At 63.5% G+C, this 22,206-nt stretch carries 22 protein-coding genes; 16 read left to right on the forward strand and 6 right to left on the reverse strand.

Going from position 1 to position 22,206, the window contains the following annotated elements; genetic code table 11:
• Positions 1 to 57 precede the first annotated feature (57 nt).
• Positions 58 to 657 (forward strand): TMEM175 family protein, encoded by a 600-nt coding sequence (locus tag TX88_RS12200; protein ID WP_244438510.1) that lies wholly within the window; start codon positions 58 to 60, stop codon positions 655 to 657.
• Positions 658 to 694: 37 nt separating this feature from the next.
• Here the strand turns inward: TX88_RS12200 and TX88_RS12205 are convergent, their stop codons facing one another.
• Positions 695 to 2,374, reverse strand: coding sequence for an MOSC and FAD-binding oxidoreductase domain-containing protein (locus tag TX88_RS12205; RefSeq protein WP_044517086.1), 1,680 nt, complete (start codon positions 2,372 to 2,374; stop codon positions 695 to 697).
• 210 nt (positions 2,375 to 2,584) lie between these two features.
• Between TX88_RS12205 and TX88_RS12210 the strand changes: the two genes are divergently transcribed.
• From TX88_RS12210 to TX88_RS12225, 4 genes are all read left to right on the forward strand, one after another.
• The gene (locus tag TX88_RS12210; protein ID WP_044517088.1) at positions 2,585 to 3,931 is read left to right on the forward strand and encodes a TetR/AcrR family transcriptional regulator; all 1,347 of its coding nucleotides are present in this window, start codon (positions 2,585 to 2,587) and stop codon (positions 3,929 to 3,931) included.
• A 158-nt stretch (positions 3,932 to 4,089) separates the two neighbouring features.
• The gene (locus TX88_RS12215; protein ID WP_044517090.1) at positions 4,090 to 4,965 is read left to right on the forward strand and encodes a DUF427 domain-containing protein; all 876 of its coding nucleotides are present in this window, start codon (positions 4,090 to 4,092) and stop codon (positions 4,963 to 4,965) included.
• A 2-nt stretch (positions 4,966 to 4,967) separates the two neighbouring features.
• Positions 4,968 to 5,417 (forward strand): VOC family protein, encoded by a 450-nt coding sequence (locus tag TX88_RS12220; RefSeq protein WP_044519345.1) that lies wholly within the window; start codon positions 4,968 to 4,970, stop codon positions 5,415 to 5,417.
• A 30-nt stretch (positions 5,418 to 5,447) separates the two neighbouring features.
• Positions 5,448 to 6,899: a dihydrolipoyl dehydrogenase family protein gene (locus TX88_RS12225; RefSeq protein WP_044519346.1), complete on the forward strand. Its 1,452-nt coding sequence runs from the start codon at positions 5,448 to 5,450 to the stop codon at positions 6,897 to 6,899.
• Positions 6,900 to 7,048: 149 nt separating this feature from the next.
• On the opposite strand, the gene TX88_RS12230 is transcribed toward TX88_RS12225, so the two are convergent.
• Complete coding sequence (locus tag TX88_RS12230; RefSeq protein WP_244438413.1) at positions 7,049 to 7,708, reverse strand: nucleotidyltransferase domain-containing protein; 660 nt, start codon at positions 7,706 to 7,708, stop codon at positions 7,049 to 7,051.
• A gap of 119 nt (positions 7,709 to 7,827) precedes the next feature.
• On the opposite strand from TX88_RS12230, the gene TX88_RS34235 reads away from it, so the two are divergent.
• Positions 7,828 to 8,073, forward strand: coding sequence for a hypothetical protein (locus tag TX88_RS34235; protein ID WP_044517092.1), 246 nt, complete (start codon positions 7,828 to 7,830; stop codon positions 8,071 to 8,073).
• A gap of 321 nt (positions 8,074 to 8,394) precedes the next feature.
• The gene (locus TX88_RS12240; protein ID WP_209447051.1) at positions 8,395 to 9,456 is read left to right on the forward strand and encodes an NAD(P)H-dependent amine dehydrogenase family protein; all 1,062 of its coding nucleotides are present in this window, start codon (positions 8,395 to 8,397) and stop codon (positions 9,454 to 9,456) included.
• Between the two features lie 48 nt (positions 9,457 to 9,504).
• On the opposite strand, the gene TX88_RS12245 is transcribed toward TX88_RS12240, so the two are convergent.
• Complete coding sequence (locus TX88_RS12245; protein ID WP_162563130.1) at positions 9,505 to 10,752, reverse strand: hypothetical protein; 1,248 nt, start codon at positions 10,750 to 10,752, stop codon at positions 9,505 to 9,507.
• Between the two features lie 180 nt (positions 10,753 to 10,932).
• Positions 10,933 to 11,745 carry an SDR family NAD(P)-dependent oxidoreductase gene (locus TX88_RS12250; RefSeq protein ID WP_044517098.1) on the reverse strand — a complete coding sequence of 271 codons (813 nt, stop codon included), beginning with the start codon at positions 11,743 to 11,745 and terminating at the stop codon, positions 10,933 to 10,935.
• A gap of 44 nt (positions 11,746 to 11,789) precedes the next feature.
• Between TX88_RS12250 and TX88_RS12255 the strand changes: the two genes are divergently transcribed.
• From TX88_RS12255 to TX88_RS12270, 4 genes are all read left to right on the forward strand, one after another.
• The gene (locus tag TX88_RS12255) at positions 11,790 to 12,398 is read left to right on the forward strand and encodes a carboxymuconolactone decarboxylase family protein (protein ID WP_044517099.1); all 609 of its coding nucleotides are present in this window, start codon (positions 11,790 to 11,792) and stop codon (positions 12,396 to 12,398) included.
• 80 nt (positions 12,399 to 12,478) lie between these two features.
• Complete coding sequence (locus tag TX88_RS12260; protein WP_044517101.1) at positions 12,479 to 14,080, forward strand: GMC family oxidoreductase; 1,602 nt, start codon at positions 12,479 to 12,481, stop codon at positions 14,078 to 14,080.
• A 388-nt stretch (positions 14,081 to 14,468) separates the two neighbouring features.
• Positions 14,469 to 14,732, forward strand: coding sequence for a hypothetical protein (locus tag TX88_RS12265; protein WP_044517102.1), 264 nt, complete (start codon positions 14,469 to 14,471; stop codon positions 14,730 to 14,732).
• A gap of 115 nt (positions 14,733 to 14,847) precedes the next feature.
• Complete coding sequence (locus TX88_RS12270) at positions 14,848 to 15,618, forward strand: SDR family NAD(P)-dependent oxidoreductase (protein ID WP_044517104.1); 771 nt, start codon at positions 14,848 to 14,850, stop codon at positions 15,616 to 15,618.
• Between the two features lie 61 nt (positions 15,619 to 15,679).
• On the opposite strand, the gene TX88_RS12275 is transcribed toward TX88_RS12270, so the two are convergent.
• Together TX88_RS12275 and TX88_RS12280 are read right to left on the reverse strand one after the other, a co-directional pair.
• Positions 15,680 to 16,501: a mycofactocin-coupled SDR family oxidoreductase gene (locus TX88_RS12275; protein WP_044517106.1), complete on the reverse strand. Its 822-nt coding sequence runs from the start codon at positions 16,499 to 16,501 to the stop codon at positions 15,680 to 15,682.
• A 1-nt stretch (position 16,502) separates the two neighbouring features.
• Positions 16,503 to 17,690, reverse strand: coding sequence for a cytochrome P450 (locus TX88_RS12280; RefSeq protein ID WP_044519348.1), 1,188 nt, complete (start codon positions 17,688 to 17,690; stop codon positions 16,503 to 16,505).
• A 225-nt stretch (positions 17,691 to 17,915) separates the two neighbouring features.
• Here TX88_RS12280 and TX88_RS12285 point away from each other — a divergent pair, with 225 nt between their 5' ends.
• The 5 genes from TX88_RS12285 (at position 17,916) to TX88_RS12305 (ending at position 22,162) form a co-directional block, all read left to right on the forward strand.
• Positions 17,916 to 18,659 (forward strand): SDR family oxidoreductase, encoded by a 744-nt coding sequence (locus TX88_RS12285; RefSeq protein WP_044519349.1) that lies wholly within the window; start codon positions 17,916 to 17,918, stop codon positions 18,657 to 18,659.
• 61 nt (positions 18,660 to 18,720) lie between these two features.
• Positions 18,721 to 18,963 (forward strand): ferredoxin, encoded by a 243-nt coding sequence (locus tag TX88_RS33315; RefSeq protein ID WP_084621889.1) that lies wholly within the window; start codon positions 18,721 to 18,723, stop codon positions 18,961 to 18,963.
• Between the two features lie 25 nt (positions 18,964 to 18,988).
• The gene (locus TX88_RS12295) at positions 18,989 to 20,341 is read left to right on the forward strand and encodes a cytochrome P450 (protein WP_044517109.1); all 1,353 of its coding nucleotides are present in this window, start codon (positions 18,989 to 18,991) and stop codon (positions 20,339 to 20,341) included.
• Complete coding sequence (locus TX88_RS12300) at positions 20,341 to 21,225, forward strand: SDR family NAD(P)-dependent oxidoreductase (protein ID WP_044517111.1); 885 nt, start codon at positions 20,341 to 20,343, stop codon at positions 21,223 to 21,225. The genes TX88_RS12295 and TX88_RS12300 overlap by 1 nt, the downstream gene beginning before the upstream one ends.
• Before the next feature lie 10 nt (positions 21,226 to 21,235).
• Positions 21,236 to 22,162 (forward strand): TIGR03564 family F420-dependent LLM class oxidoreductase, encoded by a 927-nt coding sequence (locus tag TX88_RS12305; protein WP_044517113.1) that lies wholly within the window; start codon positions 21,236 to 21,238, stop codon positions 22,160 to 22,162.
• Positions 22,163 to 22,206 lie beyond the last annotated feature (44 nt).

Genomic DNA, 22,206 nt, shown 5'->3' on the forward strand with positions numbered 1-22,206 from the left:
CGGGATATGATTCGGGCGTCACTGGGTCCCGGGGGAGCGGAGGGTGCCGCGTTGGCTGTGCAGCGATCACGCCCGGAGCGGGTGGCTTTGTTCTCCGATGCCGTGTTCGCAGTGCTTATCACCATCCTGGTGTTGGAGTTGAAACCTCCGTCCGCGGACACGTTTGGAGCGCTACTGACGCTGTGGCCCACAGCGCTCAGCTATGCGGTCAGCTACCTGTTCATCGCGATTGTCTGGATGAACCATCACCATCTGTTGAGCTATGCGCAGCCAACGACGGCCCGGTTGGTCTGGTCCAATTTCCTACACTTGTTCGCGGTGTCGTTGATCCCCTTCAGTACGGAGTGGATCGCGGATACTCAACTGGCGTCGGCCCCCGTCGCCCTGTACGCATTGATCTTTGTTGTCGTCAACGTGACCTATGTGGCGTTGTGTTGGGAGGCCGTGGACCAACCGTCGCACGAGGCGGCTTCCGCCAGACTGCGCCGCCTACTGCGCATGCGTTCGGTTGTCACGATCGGGGTCTTCGGCGCTTCCGCTGTAGTGGCGATTTGGTTCCCGGCGACGGCGATGATCCTCATCTGTGCCTGCCTGGTGCTTTATCTGCGTCCTGACCCGGTGCGGGCAGAGGGGCGGCGTGCGGTCGACCGAGCGTGAGAGCGACCCTCGCGTCGCTGCGACTGCCCTGGCGGTTTTACAGGTCCAAGACCAGATCACTGGCGGGCGCAGCGCAACAGATGAGGGCCGACCCTGGTGCGGGTGGGGCAAGTGGATCGGTCACGTAATCGAAGCTGCCAGTGATCACCTCGGTCACACAGAGATGGCATACGCCGCTCCGGCAGGAGTACCGCGTCGGGACGTCGCAGGCCTCGGCCAGTTCCAACACGGTGCGGTGTCGCGGCGACCAGGGCACGGTCAGCCCTGAGCGGGCGAAGGTCACCGCGGCGCCGCTTCCGGGTTCACCGGCTGGAGGGTGCGGGCGACGTACCTGCGCTGTCGGCAGGGATCCTGGATTGACGGCCTGCCGGGCACCGAACAATTCCGAGTGGATGCGCGTGATTCCGGCAGCGGTCAGCGCAGCGGCCATGTCTTCCATGAAAGCCGACGGTCCGCAGAGGAATGCGGTGGCGTCAACCGGCAACGCGAGCGCGGCGATCTGCACGTCGCCAAGCCGTCCGCCCGCCGCCGAACTGTAAAAATCATGCCATTCGGCATTCGGCAGTGCCGTCAACAACGTGGCGATCTCGTCGCGGAACGCGTGCGAGGACTCGTCATGCGTGGTGTGAACCCAGATGACCCGTCGGGAACTGGACGTGGCCGCCAGGTGATGCAGCATCGCCAGCACTGGCGTGACACCTATGCCGGCCGACATCAGGATGAGCGGGCCCGGGGCATCGACAAGCCGGAAATCCCCGTGCGGGGCCCCGACGTCCACAGAGGTGCCGACGGTGGCCGTGTGATGGAACCATTGGCTGACCAAGCCGTGAGGCTCTCGCTTCACGCTGATTCGGTACCTGTCACCCGTTGGGGCTCCCGATAGCGAATAGCTGCGTAGGGCCGGGGGCTGCCGGGGTGCAGCGATGCGGATAGTCACATACTGGCCCGGCAGCGGAGCAGGGAGGAGGCCGTCCGCTCGCAACTCGAATGACGCCACGTCGCTGGTCTCGCGGCGGATGGCGCCGATGCGCATCGGACGAAAACCCCGCCAAGCCGGTTGGGGTTCGGCGGGGGGATCCGCCGACAGCAGCTCATGGAACGACTGTGCCCATCCAGGGCTCAATGCAGGGATTTCGGCGGCCAGGCGCATGCCGTGTTTGTCGGGATCTGGAAGGTAGAGCATTGCGTCGACCGCCGCGACCGACAATCGGTGTCGGCCCTGCCGGGTTTGGACGATCTGATCGCCGGCGCAGACCCGTCCTTCGGTGACGACCCGGAAGTAGAACCCCGGGCGGTGATGGGCGACCAGAAGTCGCGGCATGTCCGCTATTCCGAGGCGCATACCCACTCTGAAACAGGTGACGCGAGGTTGAGTCACCTCGAATTCGGCATCGCCGATCCGATATCGATCTCCGATACACACGGTGTCGTCCGGCAGTCCGGATACGGTGAAGTTTTCGCCGAAGTGCCCGGGTGACAGGTCATCGCGCCCCAACTCGCGCCGCCAGTAGTCATACGACTCGGCCTGATAAACCATGACCGCCCGGTTCTCGCCGCCGTGACCGTTGAGATCGCCCTGTCCATCGCCGTCGACATTTAGGCGGCGGACCTGAACGGGTCCCTCGACGGGCTCTTTGTAGATCGCGGTATGGATCGTCTTGCCCTGCCACGAAATATCTTTGGGCATTCCGACATTCACAGAAAGCAGCCGTGGCATGCCGCTCCTTCCCGATGCCGTGCTGCGCGCTTGACGTGTCGCCAGGCGGCAAGGGCAGGTGGCCAGGCAGTTTGGGTTTTCCATCCCAATATGGCACCGCCCATGGGTGACGTCAATCGCGAGACGGATCAGCGGTCTGGGTGACGTTCCGGGCTCCTCCGCCTCAAACGTCAATCTCAGCATATGGGAGGGCGGTAAACTGATCGGCAAATGTACACAGCAGGCCCTTCCACAGGATTTACGGCCAAGGGCCGTGCCACCCGCGAACGCATTCTGCAGTCCGCCGCGCGGGTCATCCTCGATGATGGGCTGTCCGGGCTGAGCCTCGACAAGGTTAGGCAAGTCGCCTCGGTCAGCGGTTCGCAACTCAGTCACTACTACGCCGACAAGCAGGCGTTGATCCGGGCGGTGATGGAAAGGCAGATGGAGGTCGTGCTCGGTTTCCACCGCCAGCCGATGCTCGGTGGGCTGGACACCTTCGACGACTTCGAGCGCTGGCTCGACCTCAACATGCGCTACCTGCGCAAGATCGGCTACACCGGAACGCCGACCTACCACGCGCTGGCGGGGCAGCTGATGAAGTCCGACGAGCAAACTCGGCAGGCGCTGGCCGCCGGGTATGAACAATGGATCTCCCAGCTGGAGCAGTCGTTTCAGCGCATGCTGGATCGCGGGGTGCTGGTGACATCGGCGGACCCCAAGGCGCTGGCGATGGTTGTCGTCGCCGGCCATCAGGGTGCGGGCACACTCACATTCGCCTACCGCCAGGAGTGGCCGCTGAGTGACACGCTCAGGTTTGTGGTCAATTACCTGCGCCTGTTTGCCGCTGATCCCGCCGAGCGGGTCGCACGTCCTCCGCGTCGGCGACGCGACCGGCGCAAGCCGACGGTTGTGGTTGATGACGCCTCGCAGCGATTCACGCGTAAAGGCCTGGCGACCAGGGCTCGCATCATCGACGGTGCCGCTGAACTGATGTTCCGCGACGGGGTCGGCGGCACCAGTCTCGATGATGTGCGCCGGGCCGTCGGCGTGAGCGGGTCGCAGATCGCCCACTACTTCACCGACAAGCGGGACCTGACCCGGCAGGTGATCGCGGCACGCGCAGACGATGTCCTTGAGTTTCACCGGCAGCCGGAGCTGGCGGCGCTCGGCAGCCTCGCTGCGATTCGTGCCTGGGCCAAAGCGTGTGAACGCCAACTGGAGACGGTCTATCTCCGTGGCGGGTGCATCTACGGCTCACTGACCGGCGAGCTTCTCGAAGAAGCCGAAGTCCTTGATGACCTGGCCGCCGGCTACGAGAAGTGGATCGACCTGTTCTGCGCCGGGCTGAGTGCGATGCGCAGCAATGGCGAACTCGTTGAGCAAGCCGACCCGCATCACCTGGCAGTGGCGCTTGTGGCTGCACATCAGGGTGGCACCATGCTGGCTTTCGCCACCGGTAGGCCCGAGCCGTTCCGTGCTGTGGTGGGAGCGGCGGTCGACTACGTCGCATCCTTTGCCCTGGCACCCGAGAAGCGTTCAGGGCGAGTGCCTTCCCGGCGCACTGCCAAGGCCTAACCGATCAGGACGTTCTGTCCGGGTTGCGGATTCACCCTGGACAAAAGTGGGTGGTGTGACCCAGAATATTGGGTTATAAGACCCAATGGGCGAAATATGTTGTCTGCAGGCTGCGATCGGTCGATGCGGGCGGCCAACTCGAGAGCGGGGAAGACTCGATGGGACTGGCTTGGCAGCAGGGCCCACTGGCCTCCGGGTCGGTCGGACAATTTCTGACTCCGGAACCCTTGCCGAAACGGTTACTGTTCGCTGAGCCGCTACGGCGTCGAATGCGGGTCAAGTTGGGCGACAAGTGGATTGCCGACAGTCAAGACGTTGTACTGCTGCACGAGCCGGGCCGCTACCCGGTCGCTTACTTTCCTGCGGACGACCTCAGTCCGGGAGTCCTTGATGTCGAAGGGGTCGTCACTGATCACCCCGAGCTGGGGCCGGTGGAGTGGTTCAGTGCCCGGTCCGCCGATCGCTCGGTCAAACGGGCCGCCTGGCGATTCAGTTCTCTCCCTTCGCACGCGGGTGTTCTCCAGGACCGGTTCGCATTCGCTTGGCGGGCGATGGACGCGTTCTTCGAAGAGGATGAGCGCGTTGTCGGTCACGCCGCCGACGCATACCACCGTATCGACATCCGATCGACGTCACGGCACCTGGTCGTGCGTGACGGTGAGCGGGTCATCGCCGAGACGCGCCAGCCGCTGGCGCTATATGAATCGGGATTTGCCGCCCGCTGGTACGTGCGTCGCGAGGATATCGACGAATCCGCCCTCAAACCGGTTGAGGGTCAGACGTTCTGTCCCTACAAGGGATTGGCTGATTACTACGACGTCGGCGACCGGCACCGGGCGGCATGGTCGTATACACATGCGTGGACAGAGGTTGCCCGAGTGCGCAATCTCATCTCGTTCGAGCCCGACAAGGTCGATGTATACCTCGACGGTCGGCAGCTGGAACTGGAGCCTGGCCAGAACGTCATGCCACACGGCCTTGACCGCGGCCTGGACCCCGCAGAGGTTCTCGGCCGGTCAGAAGGCGACCGGTGACGATCCAGGCCAAACTGGAAGTCGTCACCGTCCCGGTGGCCGACCCCGACCGGTCGCTGCACTTCTATCGGGACCAGGTCGGATTCGTACTCGATGTGGACTATGCACCGACGCCTCAATTTCGCGTCGTCCAACTGACGCCGCCCGGGTCGGGCACGTCAATACAGTTCGGAGTCGGGTTGACGGACGCGATGCCGGGCAGCCTACGCGGCATCTACCTGGTGGTATCCGATATCGAAGGCTACCGGGATGAGCTCATCGGACGCGGTGTCGCCGTCGGCGACATCGTGCACAAAGACGCCGACGGCGGGTGGCGTGGTTGCTTCCGGCCCGGTGTTGATCCGAACCGGTCGGATTACGCGAGCTTCGCCGACTTCCTTGACCCCGACGGCAACTCCTGGCGCCTGCAGGAACGTGACTATCCCCCTACGACGACACACGGAACGGATTGACCATTGACCATCCAGACCTCCGAATCACACATGCCCGACACTGGTGCTTATGACGTCATCGTTCTGGGCGCCGGTCCGGTGGGGCAGAACGTCGCAGCGCGGGCCCATGCCGCCGGCCTGACCGTTGCAGTCATCGAGCGCGAACTCGTCGGCGGTGAATGTTCTTATTGGGGTTGCGTTCCGAGCAAGGCGCTCTTGCGTCCGGTACTCGCGATCGCCGACGCCCAACGCATAGACGGTGCGCGCGAGGCGGTTTCGGACCCGATCGACACGAAGGGCGTGTTCGGCCGTCGGGACCGTTACGTGACCGAGTGGAATGACGCTGGTCAGGCCGACACCGTTTCCGCCATGGGCGTCGACCTGATCCGGGGGCACGGACGTCTCGACGGCCCGCGCCGTGTCACGGTGGCCGCGTCTGGCCGGGATCCACAAGTTTTGACGGCCCGCAACGCGGTGGCGGTATGTACGGGCAGCACGGCGGCGCTACCCGACATACCCGGTGTGGCCGAAGCGAAGCCCTGGACGAACCGCAAAGCCACCGACAGCAGTGAGGTCCCCCCACGGTTGGCGGTGGTCGGTGGCGGGGGAGTCGGAGTGGAGATGGCGACGGCCTGGCGCGGCCTCGGTTCTGAAGTCACGTTGTTGGTGCGCTCTGCTGCCCTACTGCCCAAGATGGAGGCTTTCGTCGGTGACCATGTCCGTCAGGGCCTTTCGGCTGCCGGGGTGGATGTGCGTACTGAGGTGACGGTGACCGAGCTGCGGCGCACGTCGCCGGCCGAACCTGTGGAAGTGATCCTGAGTGACGGCGGCCGTCTCGAAGTCGATGAGATTCTCTTCGCCACCGGACGTACGCCGAACACTGCCGACATCGGACTGGAGACGATCGGTCTGTTGCCCGGATCATGGCTCGACATCGACGACTCATGCACTGTCCGCGGGGTCGAAGGCGAATGGTTGTATGCGCTAGGCGATGCAAATCATCGCGCCTTGCTGACTCACCAGGGCAAATATCAGGCGCGGATCGTCGGCAACGTCATCGGCGCACGAGCACAAGGACTTCCGCTTGACACATCACAGTGGGGTCCGCATCGCGCCACGGCGGACACCCTTGCGGTGCCACAGGCATTTTTCACTGACCCGGAGGCCGGCTCGGTGGGATTGACCTACGCGCAGGCAGCCCGGCAGGGAAGTCGCGTCAAGGCCGTCGATGTCAACATCGGTCAAACCGTTCCCGGAGCGAACTTCTACGCGGACGGCTATACCGGGCAGGCAAGGCTCGTCGTAGATCTCGAACGCGGAATCCTGGTCGGGGCCAGCTTTGTCGGTCCCGGCGTCGCCGAAATGCTGCACTCGGCCACCATCGCGGTAGCGGGCGAGGTCCCCATCGAACGACTCTGGCATGCGGTGCCATGCTTCCCGACCATCAGTGAGGTGTGGTTGAAGTTGCTTGAAGCGCATCGCGACTCCGACCCGTTAGACTGAGGATCCGGCCCACGGCGTGACCCGCGGAATCCAGCGGGGCACGTGCCGGCGGTAGGCCTCGTATTGCGCGCCGAACCACAGCCAGGGTGAGGCCGTGGCGACGGCTGTGCCGAGCACCTGGTCGCCTGGATGGGGCCGACCGTACAGCGCTACCTGGCGGATCCGAATCCCTGAGTCCGTAGTCGAGTCAACCAGGGGTGGTCGGGGTAGAGCCGGGTCAGCCAGCTCAGGAGCCGTGTTCGTCCTGTGCTCGTCAGTCGTGGTGCCGTGCGGCGGAAATCCTGCTCGTCTTTGGTCGCGGTGCGGTGCGCCTTGAACAGCAGCGCGACTTCCGGCACCAGGTAGGGGATTCCGTCGCGGATGCCGATCAGTTCCCGGTAGGGCAACGTGATCGACGGATCGCGCCGGCACAACCATTGATCTCCGGTGTGCGGTTCGCGGAAGACATCGAGGTGATACCGCCCGGTGGTCGGGTCGCGGCACCAGGTTTGGTGTAGGGCGGGGTGATCGCTCACATCCGGGTAGGGCCACAACCGGCCGGCACCCGCCACGTCCCAATCGAATCCGTCCAGTGCGGCGGCGATCTGCGGAAAGTCCCGGCGGGGGACGGCAATCTCGATGTCGGCGTGTGGCCGCGGCGGATCACCGAGGTACAGGTCGATCGCCCATCCTGCGGCCACACACCACGGAGCATCGACACCGGACAACCGGCGGGCCACCTCGGCCGGAGACCATGGGTCCCAAAGCTCGTCAGCCTCATCGGCGCTGATTGCCACGCCGTGCGGGGGAAGGTCATCAGACATCGGCATCCACTATCCTCTGTGGCCGTAGCCGTCCGCGCAGCACGGCCAGGAACGGCCGCGGGTCGGCGCGCCCGTCGCGGCGGAACGGCATCGAATCACGGGACGCACTGAACCACTCGGAACGGATGGATCTGGGTGTAGTCGGCATAGATTCGGGCCAGCCGGTAGGACAGCGTGCCGTCGTCGATCTCGCTGCCTTCGTCGGCGAGCCTGCCGATCTCGACGTGCAGGGCCTCCAGGGCGTGTGGAATGCGTGCGCACAGGCCGAAAGAGCTGTCACCCTTGCGGAGTTCGACGATGCGCGGTTCGCCTGCCCAGGCGTAGATTCTCTACCCGGTTTGGCGCTGTTGGTCCGGCCCTCCATGCTCTAGCGGATCAGGCAAACATTCGTTCCCCGGCGTGGTAGGCAATGGCAGGTGGGAACCCCATTGCCCTTCATGCCGAGAGAGCGGCCGGTAGCCTGCGGACGACGATCGCGGCCGCGGGTCGCTGACGTCGGACTCGGAGTTGGATAACACCCTAGAGGTGCAGCACGAAGCGGCGATCGTGCATTACTCGGTCTAATCAACGAGCCCGTCCGGAGATGATCATCGCCGTGTTGGGTTTCGTCTGAAAGCTCAGCGCGCTGTACGGTCGTACAGCTATGGTTAGTCGCACGCGGGAACAATCTGCGAACAAGGCTATTCGGAGGGCTGATGGAGAAGTTGCGCGTAATCCAGTGGACGACGGGGAAGGTCGGGAAGCTCAGTACCCGAGCGATTCTCGATGATCCGCGGCTTGAACTCGCCGGTCTGTACGCCTACTCACCTGACAAGGCCGGGGTGGATGCAGGCGCTTTGTGCGGACGTCCAGATACTGGGGTGCTTGCCACGACTGACGTTGACGACTTGATAGCGCTGGACGCTGACACCGTGTTGTACACCCCGTTCATGGCTGACGTCGATCACGCCGTCCGTCTGCTGGAAAGTGGGCTCGATGTGATCAGCACCAATCTGTTCCTCAACGTGGGTGGTATTCAAGGAGAGACTCGGGATCGAATTGCCGATGCGTGTAGTCGGGGCGATAGCTCGTTCTATGTCACAGGCGTCAATCCGGGGTGGATCAATTCGATGACCGCGCACATGACCGCGGTTTGTCGGGACGTACAGCAGGTTTCGGTCTTTGAATCTGCCGACGTGTCGGTGTATGAATCGCCCGAGACATGGCAGGCCCTCGGCTTCTCGCTGATGGAGGCCACGCCTGCAGTCATCGAGGTGGCCAAGATGTGGCTGAGCACTTTTTACGATTCGGTGCAGCGCATGGGCACAGCGTTGGGTTATGCACTCGATGACATGGAGTTCTTTGTCGACTATGCGACGGCCTCGGAGCGCGTCGACCTGGGATGGTTCGCGATGGAGAAAGACACGATCGCGGCCATTCGGGCCGGGTGGAACGGGAAAGTGAACGGCAAGACGGTATTGCAGTCCAACGTCGCCTGGTATCTGACCAAGAAACTCAACGAAGGGTGGGAATTCGACGACGACCACTACCACGTGGTCATCAAGGGGGAGCCCGACGTCGACGTCCGGATCCGCTTCATCCCGCCGAAATCGTGGGGCAATCATGAGTGGGACACGATGACCGCGCTGCCGGCGGTGAACGCTGCCTTCGACGTAGCGGCAGCTCCGGCAGGGATCTTGACGCTCAAGGAGGCCGGATTGTCAAGTGCGCCAGCGGGAATTTGGACCGAAGAACGGAGCGAGCTCTTCGCCTAGTGATCGCCACCGGGGCTGGTTGAACCGGCCCCGGTGGCGTTCGATTGTTCAGGTGCAGCCGTTTGGCCATGCGTTCGGTGTCTGCGGATGGCCTTGTTGGTCAGCCTTTTCTAGCGTGAGTTCCCCGGCGGTTGCATCCTGCTGCTGACTGGCCTGCCGAGCGGCCTCGGACATCGGCGTCGGATGCACTGCCTTTTCGAGCTCGGCGCCGACCAGGGGATCCCGGGCGGCCTCGACGATCTTTTGCACGCCGGGCGCGCCGAATCTTTCGACTGTCGTCTCCAGGGAGTAAATCGGAATTCGCATTGCGCCCAACCCGGAGAGCATACGAACGTCGCGTGTCAGGGTGGTGAGATCGTCGTAGGGCTTCTGGCCCCCGATCCCGAGTGACACTTGACCGGCTGGACCGAAGTATTGGCTCATATCGGCGTAGTACGAAGCCGGATAGCTTGAGCCGGGGTCAGTTCCAGCCTGCGCTACTGCGCTGCGGTAGGCCATGAGATAGAGCTGGTCGTAACCGGATGAGGAGCCTGCGATGTTGAGCGCATCTTGTAAGGCCAGATCTCCATCACGCAGGTCGTCGGCGACCATCGGTGCCTCGGCCGCGTTTACGGAGATTCCGCGAGACTTCGCCCACTCCACGAGTTGTGCGTACGTCTGGAACGCGCTGCATTGCGATGTCGGATCGATGTTGGCACGCAACCACGAGTTGAGCCGGCCGGTATCGGCTGCCGTCACATTCTCGACGTAGGTTGGCAGATCCTGCCAGGAAAATTCCTGGTCTAGCGCCACCGACTCGAACTGCAACCGCTCGGAATCCTTCCAAGACGCCCACTCTCGCACCGCATCGAAGATCTCCGCGGCATTGGTCTCACTGGCCCAGTAACCCTTCTCGACCGGCACAACGAGCCAGGCGATGACCGGTACATTGAGCTGATTCGCGTGGCGCACCAGGTCGGCGGCTGTGCTGTCTACACCCGTCGGGACGGGCCCGAAGTCGCGCCCGTACCGAACGTTGAGATACAGCGGCACACGTTCTTTGGCGAGCACAGCCCAAGTCTCGGGCGTGAGCGCTCCTTCATAGGTTGGCTCGTAGTAATTGTCTTGATTTGGCGATTGCCGACCCTGCGGGGAGGCGACGTCCTCCCCGGCCCAAAAGCCAACAACCGCCGGCGGTTGTTGTGCCTCCGGCATGTTGTGAAGATCTGGCTCACCAAGTGCTGGTGAAGCGCACGGCAACAGCATCAGCGAAGTGGTGACGACGGCGTAAGCGCCACGACGCAGATGCTTGATCATTGATGAAATATGCTGTGCCACAGATGAACTTGCCTACTCTCACTTCTCGGGTACAGGTTGAAATGTTTGCCGAGCTGCAAGGATGATCGGTTGGGCGTGTGTAAGTGCGCTTCCCTCTACGGTATAGCGCAGTCTCAACGAGCTCGTAACGCCGTGGCGTGGAGCACCGGCGCCAGTGGGCTACCCGAACTGGGTAATGCCGCCATCAACGGCCAAAGATTGACCCGTGATGTAGGCGGCCTCGCCACTGAGCATGAAAACCGTGGCGTAGGCGATATCCCATGCCGTGGCCTGGCGTCCTAGCGGCCAACGGATCTTGGCTCGGCGCTCGACCGTGGCGTCCCCGACCCGACCGAGAGGGGTGTCAACCGGGCCGGGTATCACGTGATTGGCCCGGATGCTGCGGGGAGCGCCTTCCAGGGCGACGTGCCGACAGAGGCCAAACAACCCCGCTTTGGACGCGTCGTAGGCGGGCAATCGAGTACCGCCTTTCACCCCGGCAACCGAGCCGATAAACACGAAGGCGCCGCCATCGGCCAGTAGCGGCATCGCAGCCCGGGCGACGAGAAAGTGGGATCGGATGTTCAGCGCAAAAAGGTCATCCCACACCTCGGGTGTAGTGCCGGCAAGTCCCTGGCCCGACCCGAACCCGACGTTGGCAACAACACCGTCGAGACCCCCCATTTTCTCGTGAGCCTCGTGCACCAGGCGCTCACAGGCAGCCGCGTCTCGCACATCGGCAACTACTGCAAGGCTTTGGCTGCCCTCCTTTGCGCACAAGTCGGCCGTTGTCTTCGCGGGAGCCTCATCGATGTCGACGCACACCACCTGCGCGCCTTCCCTGGCCGACAACACCGCGATCGCCCGGCCGTTGCCCACTGTGACCTCAGGGTCGGTCGAAGGTCGCGATCCTGCACCGACGACTACGATGCGCCGGCCTGCGAGTCGACCGCGGCCGGGGGCTGTGCCTGCTGATTCGGGGGTGAGCGTCATATATCGAACGTAGCACCGGTGCTGTACGACAGTACAGTGTGCCTATGACGTCGCAGCATCATTCTGAGTCAACCCCGAGGATCACGCCGCTGCCCATCGCGGAATGGGACGAGGAGGCCACTGCCGCAGTCGCTTCCGCATTCGGAACCGCCGGTGTGAAGGCCTTTCAGAGGGCGGGTGCGGCCCCAAATGTACTCGCGACGCTGGTGCATTACCCCGGACTGGCCGCGGCGTTCAACCGACTCGGCAATGTGCTGCTGAGCAAGCCTGCGATCGGGCATCGAGAACGCGAACTGATGCTGCTGCGCGTCGCCTGGCGCACCGGGGCGCAGTACGAGTGGGTCCATCACGTACTGCAAGCGGAGCACTATGGCCTGGACGAACTCGATATCCAGGGGGTCATCGACGGGGGCTGCGCCAAGTGGTCGCCGCTCGAGGCGGACCTGGTAGCCGCAGCCGATCAGCTTCTCGACCGCTACCGCATTGACGACGCCACATGGCAACGCCTGGCCGTTCATCTGGACAACCGCCAACTGGTCGAGCTTCCGTTCATTGTCGGGACATATACCTGCCTGGCGATGGCGTTCAACAGCTGGAATCTCCAAGTGGAGGACGGGGTGGACGCCAGTGACGTCCCACCTCTGCCGCACTGACTGACCTGGTGGCGTGTCGACCGTCACATGTTGTACGGTCGTACAGCGCAGCTGTGGCGCGCAGGTAGAAGGGATACGAGATGGCCAGTTATGACTACATCATCGCCGGAGCGGGGTCTGCCGGCTGCGTACTGGCCAATCGCCTTACCGAGGACCCCAGAGTGCAGGTCCTGCTGCTGGAGGCCGGCGGCGGCGACAGCAATCCACTGTTCGTTGTCCCCAAGGGATCGGGCAAGCTGTTCGAGAGTCCGAAACACATGTGGCACTACCAGACAGTTCCATTCGGACCAGACGGGCATTCCGAGCAGTGGATGCGCGGCAAGGTGATCGGCGGATCGAGTTCGATCAACGGCATGATCTACAACCGGGGCCAGCGCGCCGACTGGGACGAGATCGAGCAGTTGGGCAACAAAGGCTGGGGCTGGGACCAGATGCTGCCGATCTTCACCGGGTTCGAGGACAACGCATTCGGCCCGTCGGCTACCCGCGGCGTGGGTGGCCCGCTGCACATTTCGGTTCCTCAGGATCCCGATCCGCTATGCGAGGAGATGGTCGCCGCTGGAGCCAATTTGGGGTTGAGCAGGGTTCAAGACATCAATGAATCCGACTGCGAACGCATCGGATACGCCACCTCAACGATCAGGAGTGGCCGGCGCGTCAGCGCGGCAAGTGCATTTCTGAAGCCTGCGATGCGTCGGCCCAACCTGACCGTGCAGACCAACACGGTAGTGCGTCAGCTGGTTTTCGAGGGGGGTCGAGCGGTCGGGGTGCATGTCGCACGCCGAGGTGCGACCGCGACGATCCGAGCCGCCCGGGAAGTCATTGTCGCCCTCGGCAGTCTCAATACTCCGATCCTGCTGCAGCGTTCGGGGATCGGTCCACGAGAAGTTCTCGCCGCCGCCGGGGTGAAGGTGTACCTGGATCGCTCCAAGGTCGGTAGAGGTCTCCGCGAACACCGCTGTGCCACACTGCGTTTTCAGCTCAAGGAAGATCTCGGCTACAACCGCCTGCTGTCGAGTGCGTTCGGACAGGCGGTTACCGGTGCAAAGTACTTGGCTACCCGAAAAGGCCCTTTGGCGGCACCCTCGTTCGACATCGTGGGTTTCGCCAAATCTAGGCCGGACGTCGAACGTCCGGATGGGCAATTGATGCTGGGTCCGTGGACCATCCCTCCTTACAACCTCGGTGAACCGGTGGCCATCGAACGACAGGCGGGTGTCTCCTGCCTGGGCATGATGCTGCGCCCGACCTCGCGCGGCTCGATCGAGATCACCAGTGCCGATCCGCACGCTCCGGCGCGAATCGACCCGAACTACCTTGGAACCGAACATGATCGCCGCACCACTGCCGACTTGGTTCGGCGGATGCGCGACCTGTTCGATCAGTCGCCGATCGCCGAGCGCATCAGCCACGAGACCTATCCCGGATCGGGTGTGGACTCTGACGAGGCGCTCGTGGACTCTGTGCTCACTGGCGGTTACTGCGGCTACCACGCGGCCGGCAGCTGCGCGATGGGACCCGACCGCGAAGACGTGGTCGACGACCAGCTCAAAGTGCGCGGCGTAGAAGGTCTACGTGTGGTGGACTGCTCGGTGCTGCCCACCATGGTGGCCGGCAACCTCAACGGTCCTATCATGGCTGTGGCGTGGCGCGCGGCCGAACTGATCCGCCAGAATGCTTGATCGGTCGCCGATCTGGTCCGCGAGAACGTCTCTATCGCAATACGTTCACACGATTCGCCTGCGCTCACTCGCGTTCTAGCTATACGGTCGTATAGCGCCTGCTATTGATGGGACCTTGGCGCAGTGCGAGCCGAAACGCGCTCGCATGTATCGCAAGAGATGGGACATGCTCGTGAATACTGTGACATTGAGGACTGCCCTGACTGTGACTGCGTCAACAACATTGATCGCCTCAGCGATGGCGACCTCCGGCCAGGCAATGGCCGACCCGAGGGTTCCTAACGACGTCTGGATCCAGTGTGCCGGGTTCTCCGGGCCCAATACGCAATGGCCGCACGCACTCTCGGGATGTACGTCCAGGAGCAAGGACAACGGAGCTGGGCAGACAGTGCGCACGGCGCCGGGGACCGAGACGATCCAGTGGTTCGCACCGTTTGAGAGCGGGAAGAGCTTTCAGCTGGTGAACATCGCCAACACCGTCCTGGGCCCATCTGCGGACTGTCCGACTGACCACCCGGTCAAGGCCAACGTGTCGGGCAACATCGAGGCCGGCGGGCAGTACGGCGGATCTCCCGTCACCGCTGTCATCTGTGCGAACGCCACCGACTTCCTTCTACAACCCGGAACGCTGTTCGTCATCCACAAGGACTGATCAATGGCGGGGCATGGGCTATGCGCACGCTGCCCGATGCTATACGATCGTATAGCCCATGTGGCCCGTCTCCGGCGTGCCGGAACGGCCATTGCCTGAATCCCCAAGGAGTTTCATGACCAGCCGATTCTCATTAGAGGGCCGCGTGGCCGTCATCACCGGTGGCGGCACCGGAATCGGCCGCGGAACGGCACTTGTGCTCGCGCAGCATGGTGCTGACGTGGTTCTGGCGGGACGTCGCCCCGACCCGCTGGAGGCCACGTCGAAAGAGGTCATCGATCTGGGGCGACGGGCCCTTCCCATCTCGACCGACGTCACCACCGCCGATGCCTGTAATGCGCTGATTGACAAGACGGTCGACGAGCTCGGGCGAGTTGACATCCTGGTCAACTGTGCCGGCGGTGCGGAAACGAAATCGATCATGAAATTCGAGGAAGAGGAGTTCGAGAAGGTCCTCGCGCTCAATTTCAAAGCCGTGTGGCACCTGTCGAAGGCCGCGGCGCGGCCCATGATCGCTCAGGGCAAAGGATCGATTGTCAACATCTCCTCGGGCGCAAGCCTGTTGGCAATGCCTCAAGCAGCCCCGTATGGCGCGGCAAAAGCCGCCGTGAACAACCTGACCGGTTCGATGGCGGCCGCCTGGGCCAAGAAAGGCGTACGTGTCAATGCGATCGCGGTGGGTGCGGTGCGAGCTGCGACGCTGACCGACGATGCGGCACGGTACGGTCTCGATCCCGAGGCGATCGCCATGACCAACGGACTGGGTCGGCTCGGCGAGCCTGATGAAATCGGCTACGGCGCCTTGTTCTTCGCCTCAGATGCCTCCAGTTTCTGCTCGGGCCAAACGCTGTACATGCACGGCGCCCCGGGTCCCGCAGGGGTATGAACGCATGAAGTTGGGCCCCGACAGTGACTGTCGGGGCCCACCTTCTTTGTGCTGTGTGCCGCTATTTAACGGCGAATCCTGCGTCGACGGGAAGCGTCATGCCGGTGATGTAGCGGGCGGTGTCGCTGATGAGGAACAACACGGCGTTGGTGACGTCGATAGGCTCGACGAACGGGACGGGCAACAGATTGCCCGACATCGCGCTGGACTCGGGATTGGCCTCGAACACGCGGGCCATGTGCTCATTGAAGATCATCGGAGTGGCCACCCCGGTCGGGTGAATCGAGTTGACCCGGATCTGGTGCGGTGCATAAGCGTAGGCAGCTGAGCGCATGAGGCCGACGACACCGTGTTTGGACGCCGCGTAGGCGAAAGTGGCTGCGCTGCCGTCGCCGCCGCGTCCGACCAGTCCCTGCATCGAGCTGATCAGGATGATCGACCCGCCGGCCTGTTTGCGGATCATCGAGGGCGCTGTCGTCGCGATCGTGTGCCAGGCGCCGTTGAGGTTCGTCTCAACGATGTCGTGGTACACCTGGGCATCGAGGGGATCGGACAATCCCATACCCACCACGCCGGCGTTGGCTACGACCACATCGATATCGCCGAATTCAGCGATGCCGGCATCGATTCCGGTTTGGAGTGCATCCAGGTCGCGGACATCGGCGACGACCGTCTTGATGCGCCCGCCTGCCTCAGTGACCAAGCGGGCGGTCTCGTCCAGGTCGTCGGCGGTCGCCAGTGGATAGGGGATCGATTCGATGTCGGCGCAGCGGTCGACGGCGATGATGTCGAACCCTTCGCCGGCCAGGGTCACTGCGTGGCTGCGTCCCTGGCCGCGGGCAGCGCCGGTAATGACTGCGACGCGGCGAGATGCTGCAGTCATGTCAGGACACCACCGCGGGCATGCTGTCCCAGCCGCGCACCGTCGATGTGCGTGACCGTCGGGCTCCCGACATATCGATCTCCCATTCGGGCCACCGTTTCAGCACCTCTTCCAGTGCCACCCTGCCTTCGAGGCGGGCCAGGGGGGAACCGACGCAGAAATGTGGGCCGCGGCCGAAGGTGAGGTGGCCTCCGGGCTTGCGATGGATGTTGAACGTGTCCGGGTCGTCGAAGTGGCGTTCGTCGCGATTGGCCGAGGCGAGCATCAGCAGCAGTGGCTTGCCCGCCGGCACGATCTGGCCTTGGAAGCTCACGTCGTCGGTGGTGATGTAGCGGGCGACGTGGGGCCCGGGCGGTTCATATCGGAGCAGCTCTTCGATTGCGGTAGGAATCAGTGAGTGATCGCCGGCGAGTTCTTTGCGCTGGTCGGGGTGCTCGGCGAGCACCTTGCCCATCCAGCCGAACAGGCGTCCGGTCGTCTCCACGCCGGCACCGGCCACGACGGCCAGGAACACGATGAGTTCCTGTTTGGTCAGCTTGCGCGTTGTACCGTTCTCGTCCTCAAACTCGACATTGAGCAGTTCGGTGATGAGATCATCGGACGGGTTTTTCTCCCGCCATTCGACGTACTCGCCGAACATCTCACCGGTGAAATACCGGTCCTTCTTGATCTCCATAGGCTTGCCCGGCTCGTTGCGCAGGACGTTGTTGGCGTGCTCGCGCACCGCGGGCTGTTCGGCGTCTGGAATGCCGGCAAGCATGCCGATGGTCCGCATGGGAAGCTCGGCGCCTAGATCCTCGACAAAGTCGAATCGGTCCCCGCCGACCAGCGGATCGAGGCAGGCGACGCAGAACGCGCGGATCTTCTCCTCGACCGCACGCATCTTCTTCGGCGTGAAGGCTCGCGACACGATGGCGCGGTGGATCGTGTGCAGTGGCGGATCCTCGTTGATGAAGATGCCCGGTGGCATCACCGGGTCTGTCATCACCACTTCGAGGATGTCGCCCTTGGCCGAGCTGAGCCGGGCGGTGTCTTTGAGCGCGGCGTCCACATCGGCATAGCGGCTGATGCCCCAGAAATCGTGGCGCTCGTTGTAGTACACCGGGCACTCATCGCGCAGTCGGCGATAGGTGGGGTAGGGATCCAGGTCGATGTCGAAATCCCATGGGTCATAGTACAAATCAGTCAACATCGGCTCCTCGGCAGCGGACATTCATGCGCACAATACGCGCCTGCTGTACGACTGTATAGGACCAACTGTGCCGTGGGCAACAGTCTTGCGGCGCCTGGAGGGGCTGCACGCGGCTTGCCGCAACCGGCTCCGTTGTGCAGCCGAGCTTGTGTGGCGTCACGGCATGCGCTATACATGCGTACAGCATCAGTGATGGTGGCCACAGTCGAGGAATGGTGTGAGTTGAGCCGAACAGCAGTGGTAACCGGCGGTGGGTCCGGTTTGGGGCAAGCGATCAGTGTGCAACTGGCCGCTGACGGCCATCGGGTGGCGGTGATGGACGTCAACGTCGAAGCCGCCGAGAAGGTAGTCGCCGAGATTCAGTCGGCCGGCGGTAAGGCGGCCGCGGTGGCTGTGGACGTATCGGATGAGTCGTCGGTAATCGACGGATTCAATGTTGTCCGTGACACTTTCGGCCCGGTCGAAATTTTGGTGACCAGTGCTGCGATCGCGGGATTCACCCGGTTCGACAAAATTACGCTGGACGAGTGGAACCGCTATATGGCGGTGAATCTCACTGGGACGTTTCTGTGTGCCCGCGCCGCAGTGTCTGACATGGTCGCTACCGGCTGGGGCCGGATCGTGACGATCTCCTCGGCGGCCGGCCAGCAGGGCGCCCCTGCTCAGGGGCACTATTCGGCCACCAAAGGCGGGGTCATCGCGATGACCAAAACCCTCGCCCTGGACTACGCGCGCAAGGGCATCACAGCCAACACTGTGCCGCCATTCGTCATCGACTCGCCGATGCTGCGTCAGCAGCAGCAGGAGGGCAAACTGCCCGCGACTGAGCACCTCACCATGGCGATCCCAGCGGGTCGTCTCGGCGCTGGCGCTGACGTTGCTGCGGTGTGTTCGTTCTTATGTTCTGAGGCTGCCGGCTACGTGAACGGACAGGTGATCGGAGTCAACGGCGGGGCTGTCGTGTGATGAGTCCAGATCTGCTGCCGCAGGGAATCTCGTTGCTCAGCAATCGATGTGGGAGGTGAATGTGCGCGTCAGAGTAGATCCCGCACGGTGTCAGGGGCACACGCTGTGCGCGATGATCGCGCCGCAGTCGTTCGAACTCGACGATGTGGACGGCCACGCGCGAGCGGTCACTGAAGAGGTTGCCGACGAGCATCGTGAACAAGTGCTCGAAGCAGTGCATTCCTGCCCAGAGCAAGCCATTGAAGTTCTGGTCGAGCGCGTGGTTTCCGCGCGCGCCGCCCACGGCCGACGATCGGGGATTTGACGTGAGTACCCTCTCTGACCAGTCGATGGACCCCTCGACCCCTGTCGAGCCATCGCGGTATCACTTCGACCGTCACACGGCGGATTACCGCGAACACTTCCTTGATATCACCCATGAGATGCAGCAGCGGTGCCCGATCGCGTGGACCGATACCTACGACGGGCACTGGGTCGCGGCGGGCAGCCAGGAGGTGTTCGAACTGGCACGATGCCCCCACATCTCCAATGACCACGACGTGCGCAACGAGCGCCGGGGTTACAAGGGAATCTCCATACCGCTGATGGTGGAAGCAGAGAACTTCCGGGGCGGCATGCTGGAGATGGACGACCCCGAGCACCGCTACTACCGCACCGCGCTCAACCCGTATCTGTCACCGGCGGCAGTGCGCCGCTGGGAGCCATTCGTCGACGAGATCGTGCGGGCCTGCATCGATGACCACATCGAAAGCGGGCACATCGATTTCGTCGACGACCTGGCCAACGTCGTGCCTGCAGTGCTCACCTTGGCCATGCTGGGAGTGCGGCTGGAAAAATGGACGCTCTATAACGAACCAGCGCACGCGTCGGTGTACACGCCGCCCGATTCTCCTGATGCGCCCCGAGTGCGCGAGCTGTATATGGCCATGGGGATGGACTTGTTCGCCAACCTCGGCGAAATCCGTGAACAGCCCCGCCCGGGCATCATCGACGCCCTGGCGAGACTACGGATCGATGGCGAAGCGCCGGAGGACATCGAACTGCTCGGCATGCTCAACCTGCTCATCGGTGGAGGTTTCGATACCACCACCGCGCTGACCGCCCATGCACTGGAGTGGCTGGCAGAGCATCCCGAGCAGCGAACCCGGCTCAGCGACAATCGAACCGAGCTGCTGAACCCGGCCACCGAAGAATTCCTGCGCTACTTCACCCCCGCGCCGGGCGACGCGCGGACGGTGGCCGAAGACATGACAGTCAGCGGCTCTGTGCTCAAAGAGGGTGACCGCTTATGGCTGTCCTGGGCGATGGCCAACCGCGATCCGGCCGTGTTTACCGACCCCGATGAGGTAGTCATGGATCGAAAAGGTAACCGGCACTTCAGCTTCGGACTCGGTGTGCATCGATGCATCGGCTCCAACGTAGCGCGCACGGTGTTCAAATCAATGCTCACCGCCGTGCTCGACCGGATGCCGGACTACCAATGCGTGGCCGAGGGCACCGTGCACTACGACACCATCGGCGTCATCCAGGGCATGCGGCACCTGCCGGCCACCTTCACCCCGGGCAAACGGCTGGGACCCGGCGTCGCCGAGACCGTGCAGAAACTGCAAATCATCTGCGATGAGCAGGGATTGGCGCGACCGATCACCGAATCCAAACAAGCAGCGAAGATCACCGACTGATGGCCCCAGGAATCGACGAGCACACACAGGACGCGCCCGTTGCCGTGGTCACCGGCGCCAGCCGCGGCGCCGGCGCCGGAATCGCGCACGCGCTGGGTAGCCATGGATGCACGGTCTATGTCACCGGCCGCACCCGCGACGGCTCTGCCGACCCACGCGCCGGCACCATCGACCAGACCGCGGCCCGGGTCACCGCCGCGGGCGGGCACGGCATCGCCGTGGCGGTCGACCACGGCGATGATGAGCAGGTCAAGGCGCTGTTCGAGCAGATTCGCCGCGACCACGGCCGCGTCGACATCCTGGTCAACAACGCTGCGATCATCCGCGACGAGATGATGGGCCGCACGAAGTTCTGGGAAGAGCCGCTCAATGTCATCGACACCTTGGATGTGGGCTTGCGCAGCAGCTACGCCGCCACCGTCTATGCCGCCCCGCTCATGCTCGCGCAACGTAAAGGGCTGGTGGCCTTTTCGTCATCATCGGGTGCAGTCCACTACGCCTTCGGCCCGGCGTACGGAGTCCCGAAAGCTGCCACCGACAAGATGGCCGCCGACATGGCCTTCGACCTGCGTGAATTTGACATCGCAGCGGTCTCCATCTGGATGGGGTCACTTCTGACCGACCGGGTACGCGCGATCATCGCTGCCAAGCCCGAAAAGTTCGGTCATATCTTGGATACCGCCGAAACACCCGAACTGACCGGGCATGTCATCTGGGCGCTGTACAACGACCCGGACTTGATGCAGGTCAGCGGCCAGACTCTCATCGGGGCCGAACTGGCGGTCAAGTATGGGATCGTCGACGAGGACGGGCGCCAGCCCCCGTCCTACCGCGACATGTTCGGTGTGCACCCGCACACGCAGTACGCGCATACGATGCGTTGAGGGGAACTGCGTGCGCATCGGGTTGACCGGCGGCGGGGCCACCGTCGACAAGATCGTGGCCCAAGCCGTTCAAGCAGAGTCAGATGGCTTCAGTGCCTTGTGGTACGCCAGTGGCGTAGCAGGAGATCCCTTGGTGGCCATGGCTCTGGCCGGGAGGGCCACCACATCGATCGAGCTGGGCACGGCGGTGCTGCAGACCTACCCGTGCCATCCGTTGCTGCAAGCTAATCGCGTGGCTGCGGCGGCCAACGCGATGGGACGGCCGGGACTGACTCTGGGGCTCGGCCCGTCACATGCGCCTGTGGTCCGCGATGTGCTCGGTTTGTCCTATACCCGCGTTGCGGAGAACACGGAGGAGTATCTGCGCCTCACTACCGCGCTGTTGCGTGGAGAAGCTGTCGATTTCACCGGCGCGCACTGGTCGTTGCACGGTCAGGGGCGGATGGCTCAGACCGAGCACCGGGTCCCGGTTCTTGTGGCCGCCCTGGGGCCGCAGATGGTCCGCATTGCCGGTCGGCACGCCGACGGCGTAGTGCTGTGGATGGCCGCCGCCAGGGCGATCGAGGAACGAATTGCACCTGCGCTCAGCGAAGCTGCCACCCGCGCCGAGGCGCCGGCCCCCCGCATTGTGGCCGGCCTCCCCGTGGCAGTGCACACCGACGCCGATGAAGCCCGCCGAGCCGTGGCCGCGACCTCGTCGGGCTACGCGAACATGTCCAATTACCAACGGATCATCCAAGCCGGCGGCGGATCTTCGGCAGCCGATGTGGCCATCGTCGGTGATGAGGAAACCGTGCGCGACGGCCTGCAACGTCTGCTCGATGCCGGGGCAACCGATATTTGGGCCCAGCCGGTGGCAGTCGGCGCCGACCGTGATGCGCGGCGGGCATCGGCGCGCCGAACTCTCGCGCTGCTTGGCGAGCTTGCACGCAGCTAGCGCCCTAGATGCATCACTAGGAATGCATTTCTAGGAATGTATCC

Origin of the sequence: Mycolicibacterium septicum DSM 44393 (genome assembly GCF_000455325.1) — a bacterium.
Taxonomy (GTDB): domain Bacteria; phylum Actinomycetota; class Actinomycetes; order Mycobacteriales; family Mycobacteriaceae; genus Mycobacterium; species Mycobacterium septicum.